The organism is Paenibacillus sp. GYB003, assembly GCF_036577625.1.
Lineage (GTDB): Bacteria > Bacillota > Bacilli > Paenibacillales > NBRC-103111 > Paenibacillus_AB.
In genome coordinates, this window is sequence record NZ_JARBDC010000066.1 from 1 (window position 1) to 23,275 (window position 23,275).

At 61.0% G+C, this 23,275-nt stretch carries 19 protein-coding genes; 8 read left to right on the top strand and 11 right to left on the bottom strand.

The genetic code is table 11. The annotated features are described in order from the left end of the window. Positions 1-182: 182 nt before the first annotated feature. The 3 genes from PV407_RS20700 to PV407_RS20710 all read right to left on the bottom strand — a co-directional run bounded on the left by PV407_RS20700 (position 183) and on the right by PV407_RS20710 (position 6,213). Positions 183-3,494 (bottom strand): carbohydrate binding domain-containing protein, encoded by a 3,312-nt coding sequence (locus PV407_RS20700; RefSeq protein WP_332091894.1) that lies wholly within the window; start codon positions 3,492-3,494, stop codon positions 183-185. An 82-nt stretch (positions 3,495-3,576) separates the two neighbouring features. Next, entirely contained in the window at positions 3,577-4,887 is a 1,311-nt protein-coding gene (locus PV407_RS20705) for an ABC transporter substrate-binding protein (RefSeq protein ID WP_332091895.1), read from the bottom strand. Between the two features lie 276 nt (positions 4,888-5,163). After that, complete coding sequence (locus PV407_RS20710) at positions 5,164-6,213, bottom strand: LacI family DNA-binding transcriptional regulator (protein WP_332091896.1); 1,050 nt, start codon at positions 6,211-6,213, stop codon at positions 5,164-5,166. Between the two features lie 163 nt (positions 6,214-6,376). Between PV407_RS20710 and PV407_RS20715 the strand changes: the two genes are divergently transcribed. Beyond that, positions 6,377-7,882 carry a sodium:solute symporter family protein gene (locus tag PV407_RS20715; RefSeq protein ID WP_332091897.1) on the top strand — a complete coding sequence of 502 codons (1,506 nt, stop codon included), beginning with the start codon at positions 6,377-6,379 and terminating at the stop codon, positions 7,880-7,882. A 162-nt stretch (positions 7,883-8,044) separates the two neighbouring features. Here the strand turns inward: PV407_RS20715 and PV407_RS20720 are convergent, their stop codons facing one another. From PV407_RS20720 to PV407_RS20740, 5 genes are all read right to left on the bottom strand, one after another. Continuing rightward, positions 8,045-9,412, bottom strand: a complete 1,368-nt coding sequence (locus PV407_RS20720) for a sodium-dependent transporter (RefSeq protein ID WP_442951693.1) — start codon at positions 9,410-9,412, stop codon at positions 8,045-8,047. A 171-nt stretch (positions 9,413-9,583) separates the two neighbouring features. Further along, on the bottom strand, positions 9,584-9,742 hold the full coding sequence (locus PV407_RS20725) for a hypothetical protein (protein WP_332091898.1): 159 nt from the start codon (positions 9,740-9,742) through the stop codon (positions 9,584-9,586). A gap of 53 nt (positions 9,743-9,795) precedes the next feature. After that, positions 9,796-10,635 carry a carbohydrate ABC transporter permease gene (locus tag PV407_RS20730; RefSeq protein WP_332091899.1) on the bottom strand — a complete coding sequence of 280 codons (840 nt, stop codon included), beginning with the start codon at positions 10,633-10,635 and terminating at the stop codon, positions 9,796-9,798. Positions 10,636-10,639: 4 nt separating this feature from the next. Further along, on the bottom strand, positions 10,640-11,542 hold the full coding sequence (locus PV407_RS20735; protein ID WP_332091900.1) for a carbohydrate ABC transporter permease: 903 nt from the start codon (positions 11,540-11,542) through the stop codon (positions 10,640-10,642). A 91-nt stretch (positions 11,543-11,633) separates the two neighbouring features. Continuing rightward, positions 11,634-12,929 carry an ABC transporter substrate-binding protein gene (locus PV407_RS20740; protein WP_332091901.1) on the bottom strand — a complete coding sequence of 432 codons (1,296 nt, stop codon included), beginning with the start codon at positions 12,927-12,929 and terminating at the stop codon, positions 11,634-11,636. 137 nt (positions 12,930-13,066) lie between these two features. Between PV407_RS20740 and PV407_RS20745 the strand changes: the two genes are divergently transcribed. Then, positions 13,067-13,441, top strand: coding sequence for a hypothetical protein (locus PV407_RS20745; protein ID WP_332091902.1), 375 nt, complete (start codon positions 13,067-13,069; stop codon positions 13,439-13,441). 84 nt (positions 13,442-13,525) lie between these two features. On the opposite strand, the gene PV407_RS20750 is transcribed toward PV407_RS20745, so the two are convergent. Continuing rightward, positions 13,526-14,107 carry a TetR/AcrR family transcriptional regulator gene (locus PV407_RS20750; RefSeq protein ID WP_332091903.1) on the bottom strand — a complete coding sequence of 194 codons (582 nt, stop codon included), beginning with the start codon at positions 14,105-14,107 and terminating at the stop codon, positions 13,526-13,528. A 309-nt stretch (positions 14,108-14,416) separates the two neighbouring features. Between PV407_RS20750 and PV407_RS20755 the strand changes: the two genes are divergently transcribed. After that, positions 14,417-15,616 (top strand): MFS transporter, encoded by a 1,200-nt coding sequence (locus PV407_RS20755; protein WP_332091904.1) that lies wholly within the window; start codon positions 14,417-14,419, stop codon positions 15,614-15,616. Positions 15,617-15,845: 229 nt separating this feature from the next. Here the strand turns inward: PV407_RS20755 and PV407_RS20760 are convergent, their stop codons facing one another. Beyond that, the gene (locus tag PV407_RS20760; RefSeq protein ID WP_332091905.1) at positions 15,846-16,595 is read right to left on the bottom strand and encodes an AraC family transcriptional regulator; all 750 of its coding nucleotides are present in this window, start codon (positions 16,593-16,595) and stop codon (positions 15,846-15,848) included. A 144-nt stretch (positions 16,596-16,739) separates the two neighbouring features. Between PV407_RS20760 and PV407_RS20765 the strand changes: the two genes are divergently transcribed. The 5 genes from PV407_RS20765 to PV407_RS20785 all read left to right on the top strand — a co-directional run bounded on the left by PV407_RS20765 (position 16,740) and on the right by PV407_RS20785 (position 21,875). Then, the gene (locus PV407_RS20765; protein WP_332091906.1) at positions 16,740-17,723 is read left to right on the top strand and encodes a hydroxyacid dehydrogenase; all 984 of its coding nucleotides are present in this window, start codon (positions 16,740-16,742) and stop codon (positions 17,721-17,723) included. Between the two features lie 13 nt (positions 17,724-17,736). After that, the gene (locus tag PV407_RS20770) at positions 17,737-18,591 is read left to right on the top strand and encodes a sugar phosphate isomerase/epimerase family protein (RefSeq protein ID WP_332091907.1); all 855 of its coding nucleotides are present in this window, start codon (positions 17,737-17,739) and stop codon (positions 18,589-18,591) included. Then, positions 18,578-19,981, top strand: coding sequence for a hypothetical protein (locus tag PV407_RS20775; protein WP_332091909.1), 1,404 nt, complete (start codon positions 18,578-18,580; stop codon positions 19,979-19,981). The genes PV407_RS20770 and PV407_RS20775 overlap by 14 nt, the downstream gene beginning before the upstream one ends. A 112-nt stretch (positions 19,982-20,093) precedes the next feature. Next, positions 20,094-20,591: a DinB family protein gene (locus tag PV407_RS20780; RefSeq protein ID WP_332091910.1), complete on the top strand. Its 498-nt coding sequence runs from the start codon at positions 20,094-20,096 to the stop codon at positions 20,589-20,591. Between the two features lie 189 nt (positions 20,592-20,780). After that, on the top strand, positions 20,781-21,875 hold the full coding sequence (locus PV407_RS20785; protein WP_332091911.1) for a DUF3626 domain-containing protein: 1,095 nt from the start codon (positions 20,781-20,783) through the stop codon (positions 21,873-21,875). Here the strand turns inward: PV407_RS20785 and PV407_RS20790 are convergent. Next, positions 21,870-23,234 carry a sulfatase-like hydrolase/transferase gene (locus PV407_RS20790; RefSeq protein WP_332091912.1) on the bottom strand — a complete coding sequence of 455 codons (1,365 nt, stop codon included), beginning with the start codon at positions 23,232-23,234 and terminating at the stop codon, positions 21,870-21,872. The two genes, PV407_RS20785 and PV407_RS20790, sit on opposite strands and share 6 nt — an antisense overlap. Positions 23,235-23,275 lie beyond the last annotated feature (41 nt).

A 23,275-nucleotide genomic window follows, 5' to 3' on the forward strand; every position in this document is an offset into this window, starting at 1 on the left:
TGAAAGGGCTGAAAAGTTTGCTTTCTCGTTATCTGGAACTTTGTTAACCTTTTGGAAACGCCTAGTGCGGACCCGCATGCTAGGTGTTGTGAGAGGACGGGGGTTAGCCGCCCCCTCCTACTCGATTAACGCTGCCGGGTCTTCGTTCCGTAAAGCGTTAAGGCGGCCGCAAACTGACTTTCTTACGGCAGCTCGCGCAGTTCGATGTCGTCGACCCAAGCCGGGCCGTTCGTCTGCTGATCCAGCTTGAAATAGACGGCGACCCGCTTCGTCTGCGGCAGCGCGGTGAACGTCGTCTGCACCTTTGACCAATCGCCGCTCCTCGCCGCTTCCGCCCAATTGTACTGGACGGACACGTTGCTCGCGTCGATTTGACGGATGCCCAGCGCGACCGAGCCGGCCGTCGAGCCGTTTTTCACCCAGCCGGACAACGTATAGCGTCGACCCGCCGCAACGGGCATTTCTTTGGTTTCGGCCGTATTGATCACGTTCCAGCCGTTGCCCGCGTCCGGGTTCAGCTTGGCGGACGCCGTCCCGCCATGGGCCGTCGTTTTGTCCCATACGCCCGTCCGCATGAGCCAGCCGTCCGGAGCGTTCGTTGCGGAAGCTTTCTCGAAGCCGCCGTTATAAACCATATTCGCGTCGATCCGTACCGTCAGCGGCAGCGAGGCGTAGCTCGCGCCGCTCACCTTCGGCACGATCGTCATCGCGTAAACGCCCCCCGTCACCGTCGCGGGAATCGTCACGCTCCCCTGCACCGTCTTCGTCTCCCGCCCGGCGAGCGTCACCGCCGCCGCGAGCTCGGCCGTCAAGCCGTTCGGGACGGTCCGGTCCAGCTCGACCGCGATCGGTCCGGCCGAGCCGTTCGTCAGCTCGACGGCGAACGGGAACGTTCCGCCTGCCGCCGCCTCGATCGACTCCGGCGTCAGCTTCGCCTGCAGCAGCTGCGTTACTTTCAAATCGCGGGCGGATGCGACCTGGAACACCGATCCTTTGTATTCGTAGTAAACCGATGCCGAAACGGTGTACGTGCCCGCCGGAACCGCGAACGGCACCGTAAAGTCGGTCGAAGCGGATACGGTCTCGCCGCTTTGGACGGGCCCGAACTCCCGCTCGATCGGCGCCAGCCCGAATGCGTCCGGCAAATCGACGCGCAGCCACGGGCGGAGCGTATTATCCCCGGCGTTGCGGATTTGCACGCTTACGATCGCCTGCTCCCCGGACGTCTTCGCCTCCGGGAACGGCTGCAGCTCGACGCGGACCGTCGACCTTGCGATCGGCAGCAGCCGGTCGTACACGCCGTCCAGCAGCGCGAGCAGCGACGCCCGTTTGCCTTCGAGGACGGCATCGTTCTGCCCGTCGACCCACGCTTTCAGCTTGACCGCGTCGTCCAGCGCTTTGTCCGCCTTGTTCATGACGGCTTTGGCGTCCGGGGCCGCTGCGGCCAGCGCCTGCCGCACGTCGTCCAGCTTCGCGGACAGATCGCCCGCCTTTTGCCGCCAATGGGTATTCTGCAAAAGCGGCTCCGCATCCCGCATCGAATCGATCGCCGCCGCGACGTCCGCCTGAAACGGCGTAATGCGGTAAACGAGCGCCTGCTCCGGCCCGAGATTTACGCTCAGCCGCCCGTCCCAGCTTTCCCACGACGACGGCTCGTCGCCGAACAGCAGCTGCACCCGGTTGCCTCCGTTTGCGAGCGGTATTTCCGCCGATTGGGCGGTTTTCGTTACGTTGACCGCGACGGCGTACTGCTCCTGCCCTTTGCTCCAGACACCCCATTGAACCGCCGTACCGATTTGTTCGGCCGTCTTGGTTCCTTGCGCCGCCAGCTCCCCGATCAGCGGCAGCTCGTCTTTGAAGGCGGCCAGCCCGCTCCACAGCTCCGAATCCTTCAGCTTCCAGCCCGGATCGTTGATCGAATAGTAGGCGAGACCTTTGCTCCCGGCCAATATCGACTGGTACGCCATGTTGCGCACTTGGCCGATCGTCGGCAAATAGTTCCACGGCGATGAGCCGGGAAACCGGAACGTCTGCAATACGGTCCATACCGGCTTCACGCCGTCCGTATCGAGCACCGCCTTGCGCGCGCCGTCCCCGACGGCCGAAATCGGCTGCATGTTCGTCGCGTTGTACGGATAAACGTCCGTTACGAGGATGTCCGTCGCCTGGCCCGTCGAGCGGTAAGCGTACGTTTCGGACTCGACCATGTAGGTCGGATGATCGGGATCGATCGAGCGGATCCGTTTGTACGCTTCGAGCAAATCTCCCTGGGGAATTCCGTTAAGGACCGGTTCGTCCATGATCATCCAGCCGAGCAGGGCGGGATGGCTTTTGAACCGGGCGACCATCCGCTCCGTCAGGGCGAAATTTTCCTTCACCTGCATGTTGAGGTACAGCGTCTGCAGCACCTTCAAGCCGTTCGCCTGCGCCGTGTCGAGCAGCGTCTGCACCGTCGCTTCGCTGGACGTGTTCACGCCTTGAATCGTGTTCACCCCGATCTGCGACAAATACGGAAGATCGTCCAAATACGCATGATAGGCGATCACCGGGAAAAACGGCTGGCCGTCGACCAGAACGGGACCGTTTTCCGGCAGCGTCGTCGGACGGTTCCACCGGTAAATCGTCCTCTCCTCGCGCTCGACCGTCTGCCCCGCGGAGTCTTTCAGCTCCGCCGACAGCACGTACGGCTGCCCGATCTCCAGGACGTTCGGCTGAAACGGAACGTTCAGCTCCGCGGCGGCGGCCAGATCGGTTTTCGCGAATACGACGGCGCCGTCGGCGTTCCGGACGAGCCGGACGTCCGCTTTTTTGCCCGCGAATATGCCGTCTCCGGGCTTCAGCGCGACATGGACGCTGCCGGACGTCAGGTCCGGATAGTAGTAGACTTGGTTCGGCGTCAGCACGACCTGCGGCGCGTCTTTCGTTTTGATCGCCGACGCGTCGTCGAAGTAGACTTGGCCGGTGCCGTACAGCCGCAAATAGACGAACATGTATTTGGCCCGGGCCGGAGCCTTCACCTCGTAGTTCAGCTCGTGCCACTGTCCGTCGAGCCCGGAGGCGGGGGCGCGGTACGAAAAGCCGGTCAAGGCGGTTTGAGGCGAAGCGTCCGGCGCCGTGTAAAACTCGACCTTGTAGCCGGGCGCGCCGGAGACGCCGATCGCCTTGTACGAGGACGAGATAGCGTACGTCGCCTCCTCCTCCACGGGAACCTTTTGCATCACCCACGGATTGTTCGAGGCGCTCGTCTGGATCGAAACGCCGTAGCTTCCGCTCTTCGCCGCTTCCGCGACGACCCGTACGGCGCCGGTCCACGTATTGCCGATCGGCGCCCATGGAGCCGCGGCGCCGTTTGTCACCGTCTCGAAGCCGCCGTTTGCCAGCAAATCGACGGCGGCCGAGGCGTCCGCCGGCTTCGCCGCCCCCGGCAGCAGCGGAAACGTCATGCATAAAGACAGCAGGAGTGCAAACCAGCCCTTTTTGCTTCGCACGTTCATCCGAAATCCCTCCCGTATCATGCCGCATATAGGCAAATCGTTGCAGGTCGTTGAATGTGTCGGTCGATAGGCGTGCTTTGTCTTATTTTTTCGCTTGCATTTCGGCTTCGATCGCCCGATTGGCCGCCTCTTCCGCTTGTCGCAGCGCGGTGTTGACGTCCATGCCGCCGTCGACGATGTTTTTGACCGCGTCGTTCAGCGGCGCATTCGTCAGCGGATCGTACGAGGTCGGCCGATACGGAGGCGCGAACGAGCTTCGGAAGACGGCTTTGATGTTTTTGCCCTGCATCGACTTCATGTTTGCGCCGTATTTGTTTTTGATCGTTTCGTTGCTCAGCGCCGTAAAACGGCCGTTCTCGGTTATCGTCGTCTGGATCGGTTCGCCCGTCAGCAGCTGAATGACCTGAAACGCCTCGTTTTTGTATTTGCTCAAGGCCGATACGGCCAGGAAGTGGCCCGTCGATTGGAAGCTCGTATTCGGACGCTCGGGGTGACTCGGAAATTGCGTCACGTCCCAGTTGAATTGTTCCGGCGTCCCGTGCAGTTTCTCGAGAGCGGCGAATCTCGCGTCGTAGCTGGCGACCATGGCGAGCGTCTGCGTTTTGAGGAAATGATCCAGGTTCGCTCCTTTGTTGCCGGGAATCGCATTGATGCTTTGAATGATCTCCGCGACCTTTTTCCAGCCGTCGGTATTAATCAGCGCCTTTTTCGTCGCGGGATCGACGCGCGGAAGCGAAAGCTGCGTCGACATGTCGGCGATCGCGTTCGTCATCAACCCTTTGTACTCGACGCCGTTCTCGGTTCGGGCGAACTTCGACGCCAGCTGAATGGCGTCCTGCCACGTCATCCCTTCCTTCGGATACGATACGCCGAACCGGTCGAACAAATCTTTGTTGTAAAACAGCGCGAGGAAGTTGAGCGAGAACGGAACGGCGTACAAGTTGTCGCTCTCCCCGAAAACCCGGGACGTTTGGATCGCCGCAGGGTCGAACCGATTGAGATTCATGCCGAATTTTTGAATGTAGGGGGTAAGGTCTTCCGTCGTGCCAAGGTCTCGGTGAGCTTTAATCTGGAGCATCGTGATGAACATAAAATCGGGGAAATTTCCGGATGAGATCAGCTCGCTCAGCCCGTTGCTGCCGTTTTTGTTGCGCACCATCTCCACGGTGATGTGCGGATACTTCGCTTTTACGGGCGCCGCGATCAGATTGGCGAACTCTTCGTCGGAGATTGTCGCTCCGTCCTGCAGCATGTACAGCGTAATCGGCTTCTTCGGCTGCGAATCCGCATCGTTCGGGACGTCCGCCCCGCCGCCGGTTTTCGTCCCGCCGCATGCCGCGAGCAGCAGCGCCACCATGCCGACGGAAATGATCGCTCGTTTCGTCAGTACCATTCGACCCGCTCCTTTGGATAAACTCGGCTCGCCGAAAAAGCGCTTTCATTTTGGCGCCGACGGCATGCCCTTTGCTGTTTGTCAAAAATGACGGTAACATTCGCCGCTCTCTCAGCCGCCGCTTCCCATGACGACGCATCTGCACGGCTGCGGCGGACGATTCGCTCCCCCTTTCATCGAATATCGAATTGCACACGTGTACTGTAAAAATGTGATAATTACGAGATCATAATAGCACACGTGTTCACAAAAAGTAAACCCGCCCCAAGAAATATTTTACAGGGCGGGCGGCGCAGCCGATTGCCGTACGACCAGCTGCGTTTTGATTTCTTCCTCGCGCCATTCGCGCGTTGTTTCGTCCGTTTTCTCCGTCAGCATCGCGATGGTCCGTTCCGCCAACGCTTGAAGCGGAGGCCCGATCGTCGTCAGCGGCACCTCGAACATTTGCAGCTCCGGTACGTCGTCGTAGACGATGAGGGACAAATCGTCGGGAACGCGGATTTTGCAAAGCCTGAGCAGCCTGACCAGCTGTAGAAACGCCGCCTGGCTGTCCAGTACGAGCGCCGTCGGTCGGTCGTCGCCGATCAGAAGCTCGGATACGGCCTTCTCGTCGAACATTTCGTCGGGCGAACGGGCGCCGGTCACGGGGACGAGGAAATCCCTCCGGAATTCGAGCTTGCAGTCGACGATTCCTTGCGTAAACCCGACCAATTTGTCGGTCGTCTCCCCGATGAAGCCGATTCGCGTATGGCCGAGCCCGGCCAAATGTTTGACCGCCTCGAAAATGCCGTGCTTTCGGTCGATTTTCAGGCAGTGGGCGTCTTCGACCGCGCCACCGCCGATCAGCAGCATGTCGCCTTTGAACAGCTGCTTTTGCTTCAAAAATTCGGCCGGCGGCACCCAATCGGGAGCCGCCCAATAGATGACGTGATCGACGAACTGCTGGTTCAGCGTCCGCATCGCCTCGACCGGATCGTCCAGCGACAGGAGCACGCTCATCCCTTTTTTCGCGGCTTCCTTCCGAATTTGTTTGCACAGATTATAAAAAAACATCGAATCGAACGCCGGCCATATCATCCCGATGCAGTTCGATTTCCGCTCGGCCAGCCGCTTGGCGGCCAAATTCGGCACGTAATCGAGCTGCTCGGCGATTTGCAAAATTTTCCGACGCGTCTCCTCGTTGACGCCGGGGTCGTCGTTGAGCGCCCGGGATACGGTCGGATGACTGACGCCGGCCAGTCTGGCGATGTCTTTGATCGTTACGGTCACGTTGTGGCCCAGCTCCTTCGGTACGCGCTTGCTGCCGCGAATGCTTCTCCCCATCATTATATTACACGTGTGCAATAAAAGTAAACGAAGCCGCTCCGCGTCCTCCGGATAAGCCGTTGCACGCGCCGATACTCGCAGAAATTGTTTACTCGCGTTCCAATCGGTTTAGGGATATAAAGGAAGGCTCATACTAAAGAAAAAAACGAAAGGCGGAGATCGCATGCATGCAGCGGATTGGATCGTGTTGGGCTTGTTTTTCCTCTTGATGGTCGGCATCGGCCTCTGGTCTTTTCGCCAAATCAGCGATACGCAGGACTTCTTCGCCGCCGGCGGAAAAATGCCCTGGTGGCTTTCCGGCATTTCGCACCATATGTCCGGTTACAGCGCGGCCGTTTTCGTCGCTTACGCCGGAGTGGCGTATACGTACGGGTTTACGCTCTACGTCTGGTGGGCGGTCCCCGTTTCGATCGCCATATTCGTCGGCGCCTTCCTGATCGCGCCGAAATGGGCCCGGCTGCGGCAGCGGCTCCGCATCGAATCGCCGATGGAATATTTGGCGACCCGGTACAACGTACCGACCCAGCAGCTGATGGCTTGGAGCGGCGTCCTGCTGAAGCTGTTCGATGTCGGGGCGAAATGGGCGGCCATCGCGGTCGTGCTGAACGTTTTTGCCGGCGTGCCGATGGCTGTCGGCATTATACTGTCCGGCGCCATTTCCCTCGTCTATTCGGCAATCGGCGGACTGTGGGCCGACGCCTGGACCGATTTCGCCCAATTCGTCGTCCAGCTGATCGCCGGCGTTTCCATGTTCGTTATCGTTCTGGCGAAGCTCGGCGGCGTCGGGGCGCTGACGGGCATCTGGGACCGGCTTCCCCCGAGCCACAGCCAGCCGTTCGTCGGGCCATACACCGTCGGCTTCGTGCTGGCGTACCTGCTGATCGATTTTTTGAGCTATAACGGAGGGACCTGGAACCTCGCCCAACGGTACATCGCTTCTCCGAGCGGCGGCAGCGCCCGCAAGGCGGCGCTTTTATCCGGAGCGCTGTATCTCGTATGGCCGCTCATCCTGTTTTTCCCGATGTGGGCGGCGCCTTTGTTTTACCCGGACTTGAAGGATCCGACCCAGTCGTACTCGCTGATGACGATGGAGCTGCTGCCGCCGGGGCTGATCGGACTCGTGCTCGCCTCGATGTTCGCGCATACGATGGCCATGACGACGTCGGACGCCAACGCGATAACGGCGGTCATTACGCGCGACATTTTGCCGGTCGTGTCGAAGCAATACCGCAATTTGAGCGAGAAAGCGGCTTTGGTCGTCGCCCGGACCGCCATGGTGACGTTTATCGTCATCACGCTGGTCATCGCGATTTATCAGGAATCGTTCGGCGGCATTTTGAACCTTCTGATCGTTTGGTTCGGCGCGCTCGTCGGCCCGATCTCGATACCGATGCTGCTCGGGCTGCTGCCCGCCTTCAAGCACAGCGACGCGAAGGCGGCGATTGTATCGTGGGCGGCGGGCCTCGTCACGTTTGCGATCGTCAAATACATGATCGCCGTAAGCACCGCAACGCTCGTAGCTTCTCCCGTCTTGGTCTCGGGCATATTGTACGTCGTCCTCGGCTGGCTGAACAGCCGCAAGCCGGTCGCTCCGGAAGTGGCCAAGCTGCTGGAATCGCTTCAGTCCGACTCCGACGCCGATGCCGAGAAATCCGGGCGGCCGGTTTAAGAGCGGGAAAGCGGGCGAGCGGCGCAGCGGATACCGCGCTTCGGATGGCCGCGGAAAAGGCGCCTGTCGATCGGACAGGCGCCTTTTTTTCGTTTCGGCTGCGCATATGTTCGAAAACGCGGACCCGGGGCCGCCATGTCCGTAAGAGCTTTCGCCAGGCGCCTAAAACCGGATCAACCCGACCGAGTACAAAAAGACGAGCACGATCAGCACCGGCGAAACGAAGCGCAGCAGCGTCATCCACGCCGCATACCAAAAGCCGGACAAGCCAGCCTCTTCGCCGGCCCGTTTCCACGCATAGCCGGTAAACAGCGTCACGACGAGACCGCCGAGCGGCATCAGCACGTACGCCGTCATAAAGTCGGTCCAATCGAAATACGTCTTGCCGCCGGGCCGGAAAAAGTCGAGGACGCCGCCGACGGACAGCGCGGACGGCACGCCGACGAGGAAGCAGAAGACGGAGACGATGAGCGCCGCTCGCTTGCGGCTCCAGCTCCAGCGGGTCATGGCGTAGGCGATCGGCACCTCCAGGATCGAGATCGCCGAAGTGAGCGCGGCGATCGCCAGCAGCAGGAAAAACAAGCCGCCGAACAAAAAGCCGAACGGCATTTTCGCAAACGCCGCGGGCAGCGCCATGAACGCCAGGCCGACGCCTTCGCCGGGCTCGAGCCCGAACGAAAAGACGGTCGGGAAAATGACCAGCCCCGCGATAAACGCATACAGCAAATCGCCGGCTCCGATCGCCAGAGACGCGCCGCCGAGCGACTGCCTCGGGTCTACGTACGAGCCGTACGTCAGCATGCAGCCCATCCCGAGCGACATCGAGAAAAACGCGTGGCCGAGCGCGACCAGCGCCGATTCGGCGTTCAGCTTCCCGAAGTCCGGCCGCAGGAAAAACGTTACCCCTTCCCCCGCTCCCGGCAAGGTGAGCGAACGAATCATCAAAACGACCAAAATGAGAAAAAACCCGGGAATGAGTATTTTGTTGAACGCCTCGATGCCGCCGGAAACGCCTCGCGCCAGCACCCAGCCGCAAATCGCCATGACGACGGCTTGCCAGAACAGCGGCAAATAGCTGCCGGCGAAGCCGGCGAATTTGCTTTTATAATCGAGGCCGGCGCGGAACAGACTGCCGGAAAACGATTCGACCGTGTAATGCAGCGTCCAGCCCGCCACGACCGCATAATACGACATGATAAGGAACGCGGTCAGCACCGACAGCAGCCCGAAGGCGCTCCAATATTTGTTTCCGCTCAGCCTGTAAAACGAAGTGGCCGCATTGCCGCGCCCGCCCCGGCCGATCGTCATTTCCGCCAGCAAAATCGGCAGCCCGACGACGATCAAGCAGACGATGAACAGCAGAAAAAAAGCGGCCCCGCCGTACTTGCCCGTAATGTAAGGAAACTTCCACATGTTGCCGAGTCCGACCGAGCTGCCGATCGCCGCCAGGATGAACCCTTTCGAGGAAAACCGTTCGCTCGTGCCGGACGATTGTCCCGGCAACGGATTCGATTCGCGCTTGCCGCCCATGCCCATCATTCGCCCTCCCGGATAAAGTTAGCAAACCGGAACACCGTTTCGCGTCCCTTAGTTTCCGTGAAGGAGGGGCAAAATATTCCATGGGGGCCGAACGCAAAAAAGTCTGCGCCATGGCGGGCGGCGCAGACTTTCCGTTGTCGTTCGCAACTCGCGGGCACGGACTCATTTCTCCGGCGTCCGGTCCAAAAACAGCCGGGTGACTTCCGTATAGTCGCCCCGCTCGATGTCTTTCTCGGTCGCCCGTTCCTCCAGCGGGTCGCTCGTATTCATTCCGGGCGCGATCGTAGGCTCGTGCTCGCGGTCGTTCTGGCGCTTTTCCAATATTTTCACCCCCACAGACGTTAGCATGCCGATTCGGGGGGAATTTATCCGCCTCACCCCTTGATCCCGGTCAGCGTAATCCCTTCGATAAACTGCTTCTGCGCGAAGAAGAACAGGACGACGATCGGCAGCGTGAACATCGCCGAAGCCGCCATCAGCTTTTCCCACATCACATAGTGCGTCTGCATGAACGCATACAAGCCGAGCGACAGCGTATACTGCTCCTGATCGTTCAAGTACAGCAGCGGCCCGAGAAAATCCGACCATGTGCCGAGAAAAACGAAAACGGCCACGGTTGCGATGACCGGCTTGCACAAGGGCAGCAAAATTTGCAAATAAATGCGGAAGTCGGACGCCCCGTCGATGCGGGCCGCCTGGAACAGCGACGACGGCAGCGTCATGAAAAACTGGCGCAGCATGAATATGTAGTAGCCCGCCCCCGCGCTGACGAAGGCCGGCGCGATCAGCGGCACGTACGTCCCGATCAGATGCAGCTTGTTCCAGATGATGTAGGTCGGGATCATCGTCACCTGATACGGCAGCAGCAGCGTCGCGATAATGACGACGAACAGCGGCTTGCGGCCGAGCCAGTCGATATGCGAGCAGGCGTAGGCGACGAGCGGGGCCGACAGCAAAATGCCGACGACGCACAGGACCGAGACGAAAAACGTGTTCCACGTCATGCCCACGAAGTCGATGGCGCCGAATACGTCGATATAGTTGCGGAAATGCGGCGTCTTCGGAAACAGCACCGGCGGGTTCGCGTACAGCTCCCGGTCCGACTTGATCGAGGTGAGCAGCAGCCAGATGAGCGGCGCGACGAAAACGAGACCGAACGCGACGAGCAGCCCGTGGGCGATCAGCTTGTAATAGAGCGGCTTTCGGGTATCCACGCGGTTAATCGCCTCCATACGTAACCCAGCGGTTCGACGTGCGGAATACGACCATCGTCACGACGGACGACAGCAGGAACAAAATCCACGCCATCGCGCTGGCATGCCCCATGCGGAAGTCGACGAACGCCTCGCGGTACAGCAAAATGGCGTAAAACAGCAGCGACTTGCCCGGACCCGCCATCGTCTGATCCGCTCCCGAATTGGACAGCGACGCCAGCATGAACGCTTGGGCGAAATATTGAAAATACGCGATCAGGCTCATGATGAGCTGAAACAAAATGATCGGCGAAATGAACGGCACGGTAATGCTCCAAAACTTGCGGACCGGCCCGGCGCCATCGATTTCGGCCGATTCGTACAAGCTTTTCGGCACATCCTGCAGCGACGCGAGAAAGATGATCATCACCCCGCCCGCTCCCCAAGCGCTCATCAGGATGAGCGACGGCTTCGTCCAGAGCGGGTCGAGCAGCCAGTTCGGCCCTTTGACGCCGATCCAGCCGAGCGCGGTGTTGATCATGCCGCTTTGCGGATTGAGCACCCACATCCAGACGAGCGACGTCGCGATCGCCGGCACGATGGACGGGATGTAGAACAGCGTCCGGTAGACGGATTGCCCCCGCACCTTCAAATTGAGCAGCTGGGCGAGCAGCAGTCCGACGACGAGCGTAACCGGCGTAGCGAGCGCGACCATGTACAGCGTGTTCAAAATGCTGATGCCGACTTCTTTTTCCTGAAACGCCCACCGGTAGTTGGCGAGGCCGACCCATTTCGCTTCCTTGAACAAATTGAACTCGGTGAAGCTGTATACGAAGGAGGCGCAGATCGGATACAGCGTAAACGCCAGGAAGCCGAGCAGAAAAGGGCCGGAAAACAGCAGCCCCGTCAAATTCGCCTTGCTTCGCATCGATGTATCGCCGCCTTTAGTCGGGATGGAGCCCCCGGCAACGGGACCGGAGACTCTTGCCGGAGATGCCGCGGTCGGGCGATCCGCCCCTTTATTTGAGCAGGTCTTTGGATCGGTCGGACAGCGACTTGACCGCCTCCTCCGGCGTTTTCTTCAGAAACGTCACCTGATCCAATTCGTCCTCCACGATTTTGCCGAAATCGATCTGCTTCGCGTAGTTCGGCGTCGAGCGCAAATTGGCGCTTTTGCTCAGCTCCATGATTTTGTCGTAGTCGGGCATGCTCTTCATCGCCGGTTCGTCGAGCGCCGCCTTTTGGGCCGGGACGTTGCCCAGCACGGACAGGAATTTGGCCAAATTTTTCGGCTCGTACAAAAACTTCATGAACGCCCAGGCGCCTTCTTTGTTTTTCGCCGTTTTGGCGATGTAGAACACCGACGAGCTGTTTTCGCCGCCGCCGGCCGTCTCCGGCTTGCCGTCCAAATACGGGAGCGGCGCGATGCCGTAATCGACGTTGATGTTTTTGCTCTTCATCTGGGCGGACATCCACGGTCCGTCGAAGCGGATCGCCTGCTTGCCCATGAAGAACGGATCGTTCGGATCGAGCCATTTGCCCGATGCTTGCACCCGCTTGACGTTGTCCGCGCCGAACCTTTTGTTGTATTCGTAAATGAACCGGAACGCCTCGAGCGTGCTCGGCGCGTCGAACGTAAACCGGGTCGCGTCCTTGCTCACCCAATTCGTCCCGAACCCGTACGCGAGCGGACCGAACAAAAACTTGTCGCTCGGATATTGAGGGGAGCCGAGCACCTCGATCGTGCCGTCGGGACGCGTCTTCGTCGTTTTGATCGCGACGTCCATCAGCTCCTTGCTCGTCTTCGGCGGCTCCTTGAAGCCCGCCTCGGCGAGCAGCTTTTTGTTGTAGTACATCATCGAGAACGATACGTTCAGCGGCAGCGCGTACACCTTCCCCTTATACTTGCCGGCTTCGGCGGCGGCCGGGAGAAAATCGTCCATGTTGTACTTGTCTCTGGCGATCAAGTCGTCCAGCGGCAGCGCGATGCCCTGCTCCGCGTACGGGGCGACGTTCGAGCTGAACGAGTCGGTCAAGTCCGGCCCGTTCCCCCCGGCGATCGCCACCTTGATTTTCTGCTCGTCGGGAACCGAAAGCCCTTCGACGACATACTGCTTCTGGCTGGCGTTGAAATCTTGAATGACGGCGTCGAGCGCCTGCCCTTCCGGCCCTCCCCACAAATACCAGACGACGACCTTGGAGCCCGAACCGCCGTCCGAGCCGCCTTTCCCGCCGCAGCCGGCCAGCAAGCCGGACAGCGCAACCGTCGCCGCCGCCGCGGATAACAACCGTTTGTTCCGAGTACGCAAGCTCATACCCCTCTCCGTTCCGCCGTGAATGGTCGGCCTTCGTTATCGGCCGTACTGTAGTGTATGAGCCCGGGCGCGCGCAAAGAATATTTTTTTGCAAATTTTGCAGGATGGAGGAGTTAATCTCCGGAAAAGGGCGAAGCTTGTCGCTTGCGAACGTATGGACGAACGAACGGAACAGGAACCTGCGTCTTTATGCCGAATGGCTACATTTGGAAGGGGACATTCGCGAAGACGAGATGATGCGGGAGGGGTGGGGAGCCGCGCTGGACCTTGGGGAGCAGGGGCGCAACGAAATCAAAGGCCGTCCGCTGTCCGACTATTTGACGATTTTGAGCGAGGTTCGGCAAAAAACGCTGGACGGCTTCAAACAACGCGGCGACGACTGGCTGTTCGAGCAAACGCCGTTTTGGGAAGGCTATCCGGCCAACAACTATTTCAAATGGGTCCACGTCTTCGAGGACGAAATCAATCACCGCGGACAAATCCGCTGGATTCGCAAGCGGCTGCCGATGTAAGCCGCCGTTGAACACGGTCCGATCCGGCGCGCGTCTTTCGCCGGCGCACGCCTGCGTCGCCGTGCGGTCGAGCCGCGGCCCGGGTTACTTGAGCAAAGACAGCGTAACCGCCGCCGACTGCTCGGCAAACGCGCGCTCCGGACGGGACTTGAGCAGCACGGTAAGGCCGATCAGCGATACGACCAGCGCCCTCGCCAAAGCTCTGGCGTCGCTCGCGGGATCGAGCTCGCCGGATCGCTGCCCGCGTTCGATCGTTTCCTGGAATAACGCGGCCAGGTACATCTGATGCTCCCGGGTCAGCACCTCGAACTTCTCGTCATGCGGCGCCAGCTCCACCATCGTGTTGATGCAAAAGCACCCGCGGTTCGCGTTCCCTTCGTATTCGTCCCGCACGATTCCCTCGAACAAGGCGCGGAACGCTTCCTTCGCGGACGATGCGTTTTGAAGCCCGGTCCTGATCCGCGAAGCGTGAAGCGTCGTATAGCGGCGCAGCGCCGCTTCGAACAGCTCCTTCTTGTCGCCGAAGGCGGCATACAGGCTTGGCCGCTGAATTCCCATCGCGGCCGTCAAATCGGTCAACGAGACGGCTTCGTACCCTTTCTCCCAAAACCGGACCATCGCCGCCTCCAACGCATTCTCTTCGTCGAACTCCCTCCGACGTACCATGACAGCCCCTCTTTTCATACCGATAAGTATGTTATGATTGTAAAATATAATCGATACCGGCGTCAATGGGACAGATCGAATCTTGACATCATTCGTTTCTCCATGTACATTTGGTGCAAGTTATATTGTACCGTTCGGTACATTAAAATGATCCGAGGTGTATACATGGAGAAGCTTGAACGAACAAACGAGTCTCTATCCGCAGCTTGTGCCGCGAGAGCGGAATCGGCGCCAAAGGCGGCGTGCGGGGCAGCGGCACGCGCAGCAGCCGAAGGAGCGTCAGCGGCCGCATCGACGCCGGCCCGCTCCATGCCGCGTTACATGCCGGCGCTGTTCGCGGCGGCTTGCGGCACCGCCGTCGCGGGCATCTATTACGCCCAGCCGCTGCTCGACGCTTTGGCGAGCGAATTCGGCATCGGCCATTCGACCGTCGGCATCGTGGTCACGGTGACGCAAATGTGCTACGCCCTCGGCCTGCTTCTGTTGGTCCCGCTCGGCGATCTGCTGAACCGGCGCCGGCTGATCGCCGGTCAAATGCTGTTGTCCGCGGCGGCGCTGCTGACGGTCGGCGCCGCCCCGACCGCCGCCGTGCTGCTGGCCGGCATGGCCGCCGTCGGCCTTCTGGCCGTCGTGACGCAGACGCTTGTCGCTTACGCGGCGGCTTTGGCTCCCCCGGCCGAGCGCGGACGCGTCGTCGGTCTGGTGACGAGCGGAGTCGTCACCGGCATTTTGCTGGCGCGGTTCGTCGCGGGGATGCTGACCGACCTCGCCGGCTGGCGCGCGGTTTACGCCGCTTCCGCCGGAGCGACGCTGCTCATGGCGGGCGCGCTGTTCCGGGTACTGCCCCGGCACGATTCCGGGAGAGCGGCGCTTTCGTATCCGCAGCTGCTCCGCTCGGTCGCGGACCTGTTCGTCCGGGAGCGGATCCTGCGCGTCCGCGCCGTGCTCGCGCTGCTCCTGTTCGCCGCGTTCAGCATCTTGTGGACGTCGCTCGTGCTGCCGCTCAGCGCCCCGCCGCTGTCGCTTTCCCATACCGCGATCGGAGCGTTCGGGCTCGCCGGGGCCGCCGGAGCGCTGGCGGCCGCCCGGGCCGGGAGGCTCGCCGATCGGGGGCTGGGACAGCGAACGACCGGTATCGCGCTGGCTTTGCTGCTGATGTCCTGGCTGCCCATCGGCTACGCCCGGCATTCGCTGGCCGCCCTGATCATCGGCGTCGTGATGCTCGACTTGGCGGTGCAGGCCGTGCATGTCGCGAATCAGAGCCTGATTTTGGCGTCGCGGCCCGAGGCGCGCAGCCGGCTCACCGCCGCCTACATGATCTTTTACTCGATCGGCAGCGCCGCCGGCTCCATCGCCTCGACCGGCATGTACGCCTACGCCGGCTGGGGCGGAGTCTGCCTGCTGGGCGCCGCCGTCAGCGCCGCCGCCTTGCTGTTTTGGGCGTTGACCCGCCGTCCGCCCGCAGCGGCAAGCGAGCGGGAGGGGGCGTCGGGCCCACCGTCCTTTTAAAGCGGCCCCGAGCATAGCGAACCATATTTCGCCAATACCGAACGTCAATTCGTTCATTCGAGCCAAAATCGCCGGAAAAGGAGCATAAGAAACCAAAACCCGACCTACAGCGCATTCAAGTTCGTTATTTCCATACTCAGGTTCATGAATCGCCCGACCGCCTGAATACGGCAACCAGCCGATTTAACGGGTCCTCCCCTTACGTTTGCCGGTCCGTCGTTGCCCGCCGTCATTTCCCTTTCAGCTCCCGCGGGCTTGCCCCGGTATGCTTTTTGACGAACCGCGAAAACGAGAAAAGGTCGCCGAACCCGAGGTCCGCGGCGATTTCCGAAATGCTGTCCTCCCGGTACTTGAGCAGCTCCTCCGCTTTTTGGACGCGCAGCCTGTCGATGTACGCCTTCAAGCTTTCGCCGGCGATCGCCCTGAACTTTTTGGACAAATGGCTGCGCGTATAGGACAGCTCCTCGGCCAGCTCGCTCACCGTCACCGCTCTCCCTCCGCGCGCCAGCACCATGTCCGTAATTTGCCCGAGCAAGGCGCCGGGCGAATCGGCGGGCTGCCGGAACTCGTCGGAGCGGATATAGTGCAGCAGCGCATCGAGAAAGCCGCCGACGAACGCTTTCTCGTACGGTTTATCGGCCGAGCCGGGTATGGCGATTTTGAACGAGGAGACGAGACGGTCGGTGAACGGTCTACCGCGGATGACGCCTCCCCACCGCGATTCGCCGTCTTCCGCGCGCTCGAACCGGATCGTGATCCACGAAACGCCCGGCTTGTCGTAAACGAACCCGTGCTCGCATTCCGGCGGCACGAGCAGCATATCGCCGGCCTCCAGCGCGAAGCCGTCGCCGGCAAACGCGCACCGCAGGCCGCCGTGGGTGACGATCTCCAATTGCCAATACGGGTGCGAATGCGCCGCGACGACGGACGCCGCCGTTTTATGGCCGAAAAAGACGGAAAGCACTTCGAACCGGTCCATCCCCGCTCCTCCTCCTTCGTCAGCGCGCACCGGCCGTCGGCCGATCACACAAAATGACAAGTAGATCGCCGTTTCCGCCATTCGTTTTCGCCGCCGCGCATGATAGGTTAAAAGTAATTGTACAGGAAAAGGATGTGGCTGAATATGGTCAAAGTCGGCGTGCTCATCCCGGCAAACGCAAGCGGCGAGCTGTTCTCCCCGGAAAGCCGGGCCCGGCTGGAATCTTTCGCGAGCGTCGTCTGGAACGACACGGACAAGCAGCTGGACGAAGAGAAAGCCTGCGAATTGCTGCACGATTGCGACGTAGCCGTCGGCTCGTGGAGAACGGCGATTCCGACCAGGCGGATTTTGGATCGGTGCGGTAACTTGAAGCTGTGGGAGCATGCGGCCGGCAGCGTCAAACATTTTTTCACCCACGATTTGCGCGGCCGTTCGCTGCTGGTCGCCTCGTGCGCGCCGGCGATCGCCAAGACGGTCGCCGAAATGGTGCTCGGCGAGCTCATTATCGGCTTGCGGCGAATCGTGCCGAACGCGCTGCAAAACCGGACGGAGCAGGGCAAAAAGCCTGCGAACAAGCTGTATTTGGCGAAAGCGACCGTCGGAATCATCGGCGCTTCCTCGGTCGGCCGGCAGGTCGTGGAGCTGCTGCGCCCGTTCCAAACCCGCGTGCTGCTCTACGATCCGTATTTGACGGCGGACGGGGCGGCGAAGCTCGGCGTGACGAATGTCGACTCGCTGACGGAGCTGTGCGCCGCCTGCGACGCGATTACGCTGCATACGCCCAAGACGAGCGAGACGTACCATTTGCTGAAGGAGGAGCAGTTTCGGGCGATGAAGGACGACGCCGTCTTCATCAATACGTCGAGGGGAGACTGCATCGACGAGCAAGCGCTTATCCGCGAGCTGCAGCGCGGGAGGCTGTTCGCCTTTCTCGACGTGTCCGACCCGGAGCCCGCGCTGCCGGACAATCCGATCCGCACGCTCCCGAACGTCATCTACACGTCGCATTTGGCGGGCGGAGCGAGCACCCATATCGGCGATCAGGCGGTCGACGATATCGCGGCGTTCGCAAGCGGGGGACGGCCGCTTATGGTCGTCGATCGGAGCATGCTGGCGACGATGGCTTAGGAGGCGAACCGTTATGCGACCCCTATACAGTTTATTTCCGAAAATGCTCGCCGGCGTGTCGCCGGGTGAGCTCGCCGCCCTTTTGCATGAAACGGGATTCGATTGCGTCGATCTCGTCGTACGCGACGGGTATTGGGTAACGCCGGACGGGCTGGCCCGGGAAGCGCCGGCCTTCGTCCGCGGCATGCAATCGCGGGGGGTTCGGGTGCGGTTCGCCACGACGCCGTATACGCCGGGCATGCTGGCGGAAAACGCCGAGCCGCTCGCGGTCATGGCCGACCTCGGCATCGAGGCGTTTCGCATGGGCTACTTCCCGTACGAGCCGTCGCTCCCGCTTGCCGACCAACTGAACGACGCGCGGCGGCAAATGGAGAAGCTGGCCGGGCTGTGCGAAGCGCACCGGTTGAAGGCGGTGTATCAGGTGCATCACGGCTACTCGCAGCTGATCCAGCATTCGGTTTCCGCGCTTGCCGCCGTGCGCGGCCTTCCGCCGGAGCATGTCGGCGTTATGCTCGACCCGGGGAATCAGTTCCACGAAGGCCGGGAGCATTTCGGCAAGGCGCTGGACACGCTGGGGGACCATGTAGCGGCCGTCGGCGTCAAGGACGTCGTCTGGAAGCGCGATCCGGACGGACGGCACGCGCCGAACAAAGGCTGGTCGGCCGCATGGGGGCCGTGCGACGAAGGCGTCCTGAACTGGCACGAGATCGGCGCGAGCCTGCGGAAGCTGGATCGGCCGGTCGTCGTCAACGTGCAGCCGTTTTATCATCCGCAGGACAAGAAGCGGCATATCGAAGCGCTCAAGCGGGAATTCGCCTATATCCGCCAAGCGTTCGGGGAGGCTGAAGGCTCGCATGAACATGCATGATATTCGCGTCAAAGGGCTGAAGCTGTATTTTTTGCCGGTACAGACCCGCATCCCGCTCAAATTCGGCGCGGAGGTGCTGACGCACGTCACGTGCGCCCGCGTGTGCGTAGAAGTCGAAACGCGCGGCGGCGCGCGGGCGACCGGCTGGGGCGAAACGCCGCTCAGCGTGCAGTGGGTATGGCCCGGCGACTTGTCCTACGACGTCCGGGAGCGTGCGCTGCGCGACTTCTGTCTGCTCGTCGCGGACGCTTGGGCCGGACGGGACGACGCCGGGCACGCCTTCGAGCTCGGCTACCGGTTTCAGAAGGACGCGCTGCAGGAGCTGACGGAGCGCTTCCGGCAGTCGTCCGGGCTGGACCTGCCCTACCTGGCGGCGCTCGTCTGCTTCTCGCCGTTCGATCTCGCGCTGCACGACGCCTACGGACAGGCGAACCGGGTGCCGATCTACGCCGCGTACAACGCCGACTATATGAACGCCGATCTGTCCGCCTATTTGACGGCGGCGGACGGTACGGCGGGGCGTTTTTCCGGGAAATATCCGGAGCATTACTTGGTCGTGCCGAAATCGTCGCAGCTCGTCGCCTGGCACCTGCTCGGCGGCAAAGACTATTTGTACCGCCGCGAGCTTCCAGCGGATCTCGGAGACGACGGGTATCCGTACGCGCTCGAAGACTGGATCAAGCGGGACCGGCTCGCCTGCGTGAAAATCAAGCTGACGGGCGTCGACGCGGACTGGGATTACGACCGCATGCGGCTGGCGGGACGGCTCGCGCTCGAGGGCGGCGTGCGGTGGCTGTCCGCCGACTACAACTGCCAGGTGACCGACTGCGCTTACGTAAACGACATGCTGGACCGTTTGCTGATCGAGCACCCGGACATTTACAAATCGATCCTGTACATCGAGCAGCCGTTTCCGTACGATCTGGAGGCGAATCCGATCGACGTGCGCAGCGTCAGCGCCCGCAAGCCGCTGTTCATGGACGAGAGCGCCCACGATTGGGAGCTCGTCAAGCTGGGCCGCGAGCTCGGCTGGAGCTCCGTCGCCCTGAAGACGTGCAAGACGCAGACCGGCGCGCTGCTCAGCCTGTGCTGGGCGAAAGCGCACGGGATGACGCTGATGGTGCAGGATTTGACGAATCCGATGCTGGCGCAAATGCCGCATCTGCTGCTCGCCCGGCATGCCGGAACGATTATGGGCGTGGAAACGAACAGCATGCAGTTTTACCCGGAAGCGTCCCGTTACGAAGCCGCCGTTCATCCCGGCCTGTATACGCGAACGAACGGGGTCGTCGAGCTCGGCAGCTTGATCGGCGGATCCGGCTTCGGGTATGCCGTGGACGCGATCGGCCGGCCGCTGCCGGAGCCGGCGGCCGTTTACGGGAGCGGCTGAACCCGGGTTGAAGCATGCCGCCCTCCCAACCGTCTGCCTGCAGCCGAAATACAAACCTTTCCCGCTCAACGAGGTTTATAGTATGCTAGCTATTGAGAGAGGAGAGGAAATTATGGTCAAACAACTGATCGTCGGCGACGCGACGCATGAGCTCTCCACTACGCGCCGCATCCTGGAACGGTTGCCCGAGGAACAGATGTCGTGGAAGCCGCACGAGAAATCGATGACGCTCGGCGGGCTGGCCACGCACCTGATCAATCTGCTGAACTGGCAGGTCGCGATTTTTCAGCACCCGGAGTTCGATCTGTCGACCGTGCCGCTTCGGCGGGAAGCTTTGGAAAAACGCGCCGACATTCTGGAGGAGTTCGACGCGAACCTCGTTAAGCTGGAAAAGCTGCTCGCCGAATGCGACGAGAAAACGCTCGGCGAAGAATGGACGCTGCGCCACGGCGACCATATCATCCTCCGCGAGCCGCGGGCGATCGCGCTTCGCACGTTCGGGTTGAGCCATATGGTTCACCACCGGGCGCAGCTCGGGGTTTATTTGCGGCTTCTCGACATTCCGGTTCCGGGGCTCTATGGCCCTTCGGCCGACGAGCAAAGCCAATGAACTAACAACTCGCACCGCAAAGTCGCAGGGCACCGGCATGACGCCGGTACTCTGCGACTGTTTTTGTTGTCTTCGTAATCGGCAACCGCGATCTTCAACGGCGGAAACCGATATGGTATGATGGGTGTCAAATCACATCACGTTACGATTCCCCCTTCCGGACGCAAGAAAGGAGTGAGCCGGCCGCCCATGACTTTATCGAAATCGCAATTGTCGGCATTGAAGCACATGACCGAGTACGCAAGAAGCCATGAACGCGAAGCGAAGCGGACGATCGGGGAAATTTTGGCCATGTCCGATATTTCGCGGCCTGCCTTCGAAGCCGCTGTCGCCAAGCTAAAGGCGCACGCGCGGGTCGCCCTTCACTTTCATCCGGACCGGCCGGACGCGACGATGAAGCTCGTCGCCGAATCGCTGCTGGAGCAAGGCATGTACAAGAGCCAATTCGAGACTTTGCTGTCGAACGGCAGCGTATCGGCTTACCCCGGAGGCGAGCGCGACCTTTGGGAGGCGAAACTGTTCGGAGGAGCCTATCAGCAGGAGGGCGCGACCAACAGCCAGCGCCCCAAGTACGGCGCGCTGAATGTGATGCTGCACCCGGACGGGCCGGCCCCGCGCTTCGGATCGTGCTATTTCCTGCTCGCTCCGGCCGTATCGCGCCGGTGCACGTATACGTATTTGGATTCGCATCAGGACCCGAAGGAGAAAGGGACGTACGAGGCGTTCGATCTCGTGTTGGCCGCCCTTCTGAAGGATGCGTTTTTCAGCGACTTCGCCATCGGCGAAAAAAACGCCGCGCCGCGGAAACTGATCGGCCATCTGCTCGACCGGCTCGACAAGCCGTTCCCGGATCCGGCGAACCGGGACGCCGTTCGCAACCTGAACCATTATATCGAAGCCCAGGTGCACGGCGATATTTCCCTGGAACAAGACGTGGAGGCGCTGGTCGCCGATCCGTCGTTTCAAGATACTCCCGTCGGACGAACGTTGGAGCAGCTATGCCTGAAATATTCGATCCGGTTGTACTGGCACATGGGCTTCGCCCTTGCGGCCGACGACGTTCCGACCGACTTTCGGGGGCCGTCGATGCCTTCCTTGGCCAAGCGGATAGCGCGAAACGGCGTTATCGACGCGAGCGCGATCGGAGCCGCGGCAATCGATCTGAAACGCGACCCGGACCGCTGGAGCGACCGCGGAACGTACAAGGAAGCGCTTCAGGAATTGAAGCTGCTGTGGCATGTTTTGGTGAGATACGGCAAGCCGTTTCGGACCTTCCGGTCATAACGCGCCGCCGAAATCGTTTTCCTGCAGCATGCGCAGCTGCCCCTGCTGAAACCTGTGCGCTCTCTCGTCCTCGAGCTCCGGCGAACAAATGCGGCGCAGCTCGGCCTCGAGCTCGGCGGCTTTTTCCGGATAATCCGCATACGCATTGCGCAGCTCATCCGGGTCTTCCCGCAAATGGAACAGCTGATGCGGCGCTTCGGTACAGTAGATCAGCTTCCAATCCCCTTTGCGGATCAAATAAGCGCCGGATCTTGTCCCGTGACCGTGATATTCCGAAAACACGACCCGCTCGGAGTCCCGATCGCCGATGGTCTGCAACGGATCGCCCGCCCAATGCTCGGGTCTGGCCGCCCCTGCGGCATGAAAGAGCGATGCCTGCACGTCGTGAAGATCGACCGGCGTTTCCACCCGTTTTCCTTTCGCAAAATCGGGCCCGGCCGCAATGCACGGAATTCGGACGGAGTCCTCATAGAGCGAGCATTTCCACCACATGCCGAATTTACCGAGCATTTCCCCGTGATCGGACGTGTAAATGACGTTCGTTTCGTCCTTCAGTCCGATATCCTGCAATACGTCGAGCAGTCTGCCGAGCTGATCGTCGATAAACGCTACATTGCCCAAGTAGCCTCTGCGCAAACCGCGCACCTGCTCCTCGGTAAACAGATCCGTTTCGAAATGAGCCCGCAAATCGCGCGCATACGGATGATCGGCGCTTCCCGTCTCTTTCCCGAACCGGGGAAGGTCGCCTCCCTCCGGGTACAGGTCCCAATACTTCCGCGTATTCCACTGCGGGAAATGCGGGTTCAGAAGATTGATCGTCAAGCACCACGGCTGACGCAATGTCGGCGCGGCCTCCCGCAGCCACTTGAGCGCATCGTTCATCACGTTCAAGTCGCCGTCGAAGGCGGTCTCTTTGACGCCGTAGCCGTCCGCCCGCTGCGCCGCATCTTTGCGGATCGCAAGCGGCCTGCGACGGAAATTCGTATCGCCGGGCGGTTTAGAGTCTTTGCCGTGATGGATTTCCGAAAATCCGAGCCGCTTGCCCGCATCGTATACATGCGTTTTGCCGAAATGGACCGTGTATACGCCTTGGTCCCGCAGCACCTTTCCGTAGGTCGGGAAATCGGTTCGCAGCCCGACATTGCAGTTGTTGTAGGTTTGCAGCTCGTGAACGCGCCGGCCGGACATGAACGCGGAACGGCTCGGCGAGCAGAGCGGCGACGGACAATACGCATTTTCGTACACAGTGCCTTCCGCCGCCAATCGCTCCATGTTCGGCGTGCGAAGGAAGACGTGGCCGTATACGGCGGAGTAAAACGGATTGTGCTCGTCGGACATGAATACGATGCTGTTGCTCATTCGGCGCTCCTCCCTTATGCTATCGGGTCGGCCCGGCCCAT

Bases quoted from the DNA above. Each gene is read 5' to 3' on its own strand.
- PV407_RS20790 (WP_332091912.1), bottom strand. From the start codon at position 23,234: ATGAGCAACAGCATCGTATTCATGTCCGACGAGCACAATCCGTTTTAC.
- PV407_RS20735 (WP_332091900.1), bottom strand. From the start codon at position 11,542: ATGCGAAGCAAGGCGAATTTGACGGGGCTGCTGTTTTCCGGCCCTTTT.
- PV407_RS20705 (WP_332091895.1), bottom strand. From the start codon at position 4,887: ATGGTACTGACGAAACGAGCGATCATTTCCGTCGGCATGGTGGCGCTG.
- PV407_RS20765 (WP_332091906.1), top strand. From the start codon at position 16,740: ATGGTCAAAGTCGGCGTGCTCATCCCGGCAAACGCAAGCGGCGAGCTG.
- PV407_RS20700 (WP_332091894.1), bottom strand. From the start codon at position 3,494: ATGAACGTGCGAAGCAAAAAGGGCTGGTTTGCACTCCTGCTGTCTTTA.
- PV407_RS20775 (WP_332091909.1), top strand. From the start codon at position 18,578: ATGAACATGCATGATATTCGCGTCAAAGGGCTGAAGCTGTATTTTTTG.
- PV407_RS20755 (WP_332091904.1), top strand. From the start codon at position 14,417: ATGCCGCGTTACATGCCGGCGCTGTTCGCGGCGGCTTGCGGCACCGCC.
- PV407_RS20760 (WP_332091905.1), bottom strand. From the start codon at position 16,595: ATGGACCGGTTCGAAGTGCTTTCCGTCTTTTTCGGCCATAAAACGGCG.
- PV407_RS20785 (WP_332091911.1), top strand. From the start codon at position 20,781: ATGACTTTATCGAAATCGCAATTGTCGGCATTGAAGCACATGACCGAG.
- PV407_RS20740 (WP_332091901.1), bottom strand. From the start codon at position 12,929: ATGAGCTTGCGTACTCGGAACAAACGGTTGTTATCCGCGGCGGCGGCG.
- PV407_RS20780 (WP_332091910.1), top strand. From the start codon at position 20,094: ATGGTCAAACAACTGATCGTCGGCGACGCGACGCATGAGCTCTCCACT.
- PV407_RS20720 (WP_442951693.1), bottom strand. From the start codon at position 9,412: ATGGGCGGCAAGCGCGAATCGAATCCGTTGCCGGGACAATCGTCCGGC.
- PV407_RS20715 (WP_332091897.1), top strand. From the start codon at position 6,377: ATGCATGCAGCGGATTGGATCGTGTTGGGCTTGTTTTTCCTCTTGATG.
- PV407_RS20750 (WP_332091903.1), bottom strand. From the start codon at position 14,107: ATGGTACGTCGGAGGGAGTTCGACGAAGAGAATGCGTTGGAGGCGGCG.
- PV407_RS20710 (WP_332091896.1), bottom strand. From the start codon at position 6,213: ATGATGGGGAGAAGCATTCGCGGCAGCAAGCGCGTACCGAAGGAGCTG.
- PV407_RS20770 (WP_332091907.1), top strand. From the start codon at position 17,737: ATGCGACCCCTATACAGTTTATTTCCGAAAATGCTCGCCGGCGTGTCG.